The organism is Caulobacter sp. P1_B12_2 (genome assembly GCF_056406675.1).
Genome location: NZ_JBFTZS010000463.1, coordinates 1 through 4,561, shown reverse-complemented (window position 1 = coordinate 4,561; position 4,561 = coordinate 1). Strand labels below are relative to the sequence as shown.

6 protein-coding genes are annotated in these 4,561 nt (G+C 66.3%); 5 read left to right on the top strand and 1 reads right to left on the bottom strand.

Translation table 11 applies throughout. From position 1 onward, the window contains the following. Nucleotides 1-1,426: M13 family metallopeptidase (locus AC1DZ6_RS21495; RefSeq protein WP_477099166.1), on the top strand; the 1,426-nt coding region annotated here is incomplete at its 5' end. A gap of 62 nt (nucleotides 1,427-1,488) precedes the next feature. On the opposite strand, the gene AC1DZ6_RS21490 is transcribed toward AC1DZ6_RS21495, so the two are convergent. After that, nucleotides 1,489-1,806 carry a DUF1476 domain-containing protein gene (locus AC1DZ6_RS21490; protein WP_477099165.1) on the bottom strand — a complete coding sequence of 106 codons (318 nt, stop codon included), beginning with the start codon at nucleotides 1,804-1,806 and terminating at the stop codon, nucleotides 1,489-1,491. Between the two features lie 279 nt (nucleotides 1,807-2,085). On the opposite strand from AC1DZ6_RS21490, the gene purC reads away from it, so the two are divergent. The 4 genes from purC to AC1DZ6_RS21470 all read left to right on the top strand — a co-directional run. Next, nucleotides 2,086-2,844: a phosphoribosylaminoimidazolesuccinocarboxamide synthase gene (purC, locus tag AC1DZ6_RS21485; RefSeq protein ID WP_477099164.1), complete on the top strand. Its 759-nt coding sequence runs from the start codon at nucleotides 2,086-2,088 to the stop codon at nucleotides 2,842-2,844. Nucleotides 2,845-2,854: 10 nt separating this feature from the next. Continuing rightward, the gene (gene purS / locus AC1DZ6_RS21480) at nucleotides 2,855-3,094 is read left to right on the top strand and encodes a phosphoribosylformylglycinamidine synthase subunit PurS (RefSeq protein WP_477099163.1); all 240 of its coding nucleotides are present in this window, start codon (nucleotides 2,855-2,857) and stop codon (nucleotides 3,092-3,094) included. 122 nt (nucleotides 3,095-3,216) lie between these two features. After that, entirely contained in the window at nucleotides 3,217-3,468 is a 252-nt protein-coding gene (locus AC1DZ6_RS21475; RefSeq protein WP_477099162.1) for a DUF3291 domain-containing protein, read from the top strand. A 205-nt stretch (nucleotides 3,469-3,673) separates the two neighbouring features. After that, the coding region (locus AC1DZ6_RS21470; RefSeq protein ID WP_477099161.1) for an aminotransferase class V-fold PLP-dependent enzyme at nucleotides 3,674-4,561 on the top strand (888 nt) is incomplete at its 3' end.

Here is a 4,561-nt window from a genome sequence, read left to right as displayed (position 1 = left end):
CTACACCGCCTTCGTCGAGCGGGCCCTGAAGGCGGCCGGCTATGCCGACCCCGCCAAGTCGGCCGCCGACGTGCTGGCCTTCGAGACCAAGATCGCCAAGGTCAGCTGGGAAGTCGCCGAGCGTCGCGACATCGACAAGACCTACAACCCCGTCACCACAGCCGAGCTGAACACCTACGCGCCATTCCCTTGGGAGGGCTACCTGGCCGCCGCCGGCATGCCCGGCCTGGCCAAGGTGGTGCTGGGCGAAAAGACCGCCGTGCGCGACATCGCCAAGGTCTATGACGAGACGCCGCTGGAGACCCTCAAGGCCTGGCAGACCTTCAACATCGTGTCCGAGACTTCGCCTTACCTGTCCAAGCGCTTCGTCGACAGCCGCTTCGAGTACGTCAAGGCTCTGACCGGCCAGTCGGCCCTGCGTCCCCGCTGGAAGCGCGGCGTGCAACTGGTCGACGGCAGCCTGGGCGAGGTGGTCGGCCAGACCTATGTCGCCAAGTACTTCCCGCCCAGCTCCAAGGCCCAGATGGTCGAGCTGATCGCCAACCTGAAGACGGCCATGGCGGCGCGGATCCAGAAGGCGCCGTGGATGAGCCCGGCGACCAAGACCGAGGCCCAGACCAAGCTTTCCAAGATGCAGGTGATGGTCGGCTATCCCGACAAGTGGCGCGACTATTCGGGCCTGAAGCTGGACGTCAACGACCTGTACGGCAACGTCGCGGCGAGCCGGCGCTTCGAATGGGCCTATACGCTGAGCGACCTGGGCAAGCCGGTCGACCACGGCAAGTGGGGCATGACCCCGCAAACCGTGAACGCCTACAACGGCGGGCTGGAGAACAAGATCGTCTTCCCGGCCGGCATCCTGCAGGCGCCCTATTTCGACCCGGCCGCCGATCCGGCGGTGAACTACGGCGCGATCGGCGCGGTGATCGGCCACGAGATCAGCCACGGCTTCGACGACCAGGGCCGCAAGATCGACGCCACCGGCAAGCTGCGCGACTGGTGGACCGCCGAGGACGCCAAGCGCTTCGACGCCCAGGCCGACGTGCTGGGCAAGCAGTACGACACCTACGAGCCGGTGCCCGGCAGCAAGATCAACGGCAAGCTGACCATGGGCGAGAACATCGCCGACCTAGCCGGCCTGCAGGTGGCGCTGGACGCCTACCACGCCTCGCTGGACGGCAAGCCGGCGCCGGTGATCGGCGGGCTGACCGGCGACCAGCGCCTGTTCCTGGCCTTCGCCCAGTCCTGGCAGGACAAGTCGCGCCCGGACTCGCTGAAGCAGCAGATGGCGTCCGACCCGCACGCCCCGTCGTCGTTCCGCGTGGTGGGCCCGACCCGCAATGTCGACGCCTGGTACGCGGCCTTTGGGGTTAAACCCGGCGACACCTACTACTTGCCCCCGGAAGCCCGCTCGCGGGTCTGGTAAAGGCATAAAAGCAAAAGGGCCGCCCCGAGGGGCGGCCCTTTCAGCATCTGAAGGTCGAAATCCTATTCGCCGGCGGCGATTTGGCCGCGAGCCAGGGCCAGCAGTTCGTCCATCTTCCGGCGGACCTCGCCCTCGCCGACATTGACGCCCGAGCCCTTGAGGTCGCCGGCGACCTTGCGCAGCACGTCCTCGTCGCCGGGCTGCTCGAAATCGGACTTCACCACCGCGCGGGCGTATTCCTCGACGGTCGCCAGGCCCATCAGGCCGGCCGCCCATTCGCCCAGCAGGCGGTTGCGACGGGCGGTCGCCTTGAATTCCTGATCCTGGTCGTGCGCGAACTTGCGTTCGAAACCCTGTTCGCGTTCGTCGAAGGTGGTCATGAAAGCCCCAATAGTCTCTGAGCCGGCTGCATATCCCGTGGCGAGCCGCCCGGCAATCGTAAGCAACGCCGCATCGCCCCAGATACGCTCACAATCCCGCTCACAATCCTGCCAATCAGACTAGGGCTGTTTGCGCCAAGGGCCGCGTTCGGCTAGTTTCGACACGACATTTTTCGTGAGCGGCCTTGAGTCGAACGCCGCGCGCAGCTATCCGCCGCGCGCGCTTTTCGTTTCTTCAGAACGGGCGCGCTCGCAACCAGAAGGGCCTCGACGAGAGCCATGACCACCCGCCGCAAGAAGATCTACGAAGGCAAGGCCAAGATTCTGTACGAGGGCCCCGAACCGGGCACCCTGATCCAGTACTTCAAGGACGACGCCACCGCCTTCAACGCCCAGAAGAAGGCCGTCCTCGAAGGCAAGGGCGTGATCAACAACCGCATCAGCGAGTACATGATGACTCGCCTGAACGCGATCGGCGTCCAGAACCACTTCATTCGTCGTCTGAGCCTGCGCGAGCAACTGATCAAGGAAGTCGAGATCATCCCGCTCGAGGTGGTGGTGCGCAACATCGCCGCCGGCTCGATCGCCACGCGCCTGGGCCTGACCGAGGGCACCCCGCTGCCGCGCTCGATCATCGAATTCTACTACAAGGACGACAAGCTGGGCGACCCGATGGTCTCCGAGGAGCACATCACCGCGTTCAACTGGGCCGCCACCCAGGAGATCGACGACATGATGGCCACCGCCCTGCGGGTGAACGACTACATGAGCGGCCTGTTCAGCGCCGTCGGCATCACCCTGGTGGACTTCAAGATCGAGTTCGGCCGCATCTACGAAGGCGACTTCAGCCGCGTGATCCTGGCCGACGAGATCAGCCCCGACAGCTGCCGCCTGTGGGACACCGCCACCAACGAGAAGATGGACAAGGACCGGTTCCGCCGCGACCTGGGCAATGTCATCGAGAGCTACACCGAGGTGGCCCGCCGCCTCGGCATCATGAAGGAAATGCCCACCGTCATCCAAGGCGGCGTGGCCTAAGCGAGTGACCATGAAAGCCAAGGTTCAAGTGTTCCTCAAGCCCGGGGTCCTCGACGTCCAGGGCAAGGCCGTCGAAGCCGCCCTGCATGGCCTGGGCTGGGCTGACGTGTCGGGCGTGCGGGTGGGCCGCACMATCGAGTTCGACCTGACCCAGGCCGACGCCGCCAAGGCCGAGACCGAGGTCAAGGCCATGTGCGACAAGCTGCTGGCCAACACGGTCATCGAAAGCTACCGCGTCGAGATCGCCTGACGATCCCTCGCGGGTTCGCCCAAGGATCAAGCGCCCTCCTCCGGAGCGGCGCTTTTTCTTTGTCCGGACCTTTCCTCCAGGCTTCGCCGCCCCATGTTCGATGAAACCGGCGGAGGGATCCCATGAGCGAGAAGTTCGAACTGGCCCAGGTCAATATCGCCCGCCTGCGCGCGCCGATCGATCACCCGCACATGGACCTCTACATGGTGCTGTGGTGGGTCCCCGTCGGCCACCGCCCGACCATCGACGAGGCCAAGGCCAAACTGGTCCAACTCGAGGCAAACGGCCCGAGGCCAGAAGCCTTCACCTTCAAGATCCCCTTCCCCGCCCCGGATGAGACGACCGTGGAGCCGGTGCTGGACGAGTGCGCCTGAGGGCGGGCTTGTCCGGATGACAGCCATGATCGAGGACGGAGCCAATCCTTCGCCCTTCTGAACGCTTGTCCTCCACACGGCGTTGTTTCAGCAGGCAGGCTGGGACGATGTGATGAGCGTAGGCCGCAGGGACTTCCTCTTGGGATCCGGCTTGGCGATGGCCGCGGGGTCCGCCCTGGCGCGACAGGCCGCCTCTCCCCCAACCATGGCGCCCAAGATACCGCCGGGCTCCTATCAGCCCACCTCCCCAGCCTCGTCTCCAAAGCCCGCGCCGCCGCCGTCCTACCCCAAGCCCGCGGCCCCGAGTTCCTACCCCAAGCCCGGCCCGCAGCCGGTTGCGTCCGCCACGCCGGGCGCGCCGCTGCCGCCGGTCGACTGGGCCGCCGTCAAGGCTCAGTTCCAGACCGCGCCGGACGAGGTCAATATGAGCGCCATGCTGATCGCCACCCACCCGCTGCCCGTGCGCAAGGCGATCGACCAGTTTCGCCGCGAGCTGGACTGGCGGCCAGTGACCTATCTCGACGACAACAACCGCCGCCTGCAGGGCTACAGCCGCGCCGCCGCCGGCCGGTATATGGGCGTTCCGGGCGATCAGGTGGCCCTGACCGACAGCACCACCCTGGGCGCGGCCCTGGTCTATGGCGGGCTGAAGCTGTCCTATGGCGACGAGATCGTCACCACCAACCAGGACTATTACATCACCCACGAAAGCCTGCGCCGCGCCGCCCTACGCAACGGCTCGGTCGTGCGCCGCATCGACTTGTTCGACAGCATCGAAACGGTGTCCGAGGCCGGCATGGTCGCCCGGCTCATGGCGGCCGTCACCCCGCGCACACGGGCTTTCGCCCTGACCTGGGTGCATTCCAGCACCGGCCTGAAACTGCCGCTGCCCGCCATCTCTGCCGCCCTGGCCCAGGTGAACGCCACGCGCCAGGAGCCCGAGCGGATCATCCTGGCCGTCGACGGCGTGCACGGCTTCGGCAACCAGGACGCTGACTTGCCCAGCCTGGGCTGCGACATCTTCATGGCCGGCTGCCACAAGTGGCTGTTCGGCCCGCGCGGCACGGGGATCATCGCCGCCAACACCCAGGGC

Bases quoted from the DNA above. Each gene is read 5' to 3' on its own strand.
- AC1DZ6_RS21475 (WP_477099162.1), top strand. From the start codon at position 3,217: ATGAGCGAGAAGTTCGAACTGGCCCAGGTCAATATCGCCCGCCTGCGC.
- purC (WP_477099164.1), top strand. From the start codon at position 2,086: ATGACCACCCGCCGCAAGAAGATCTACGAAGGCAAGGCCAAGATTCTG.
- AC1DZ6_RS21490 (WP_477099165.1), bottom strand. From the start codon at position 1,806: ATGACCACCTTCGACGAACGCGAACAGGGTTTCGAACGCAAGTTCGCG.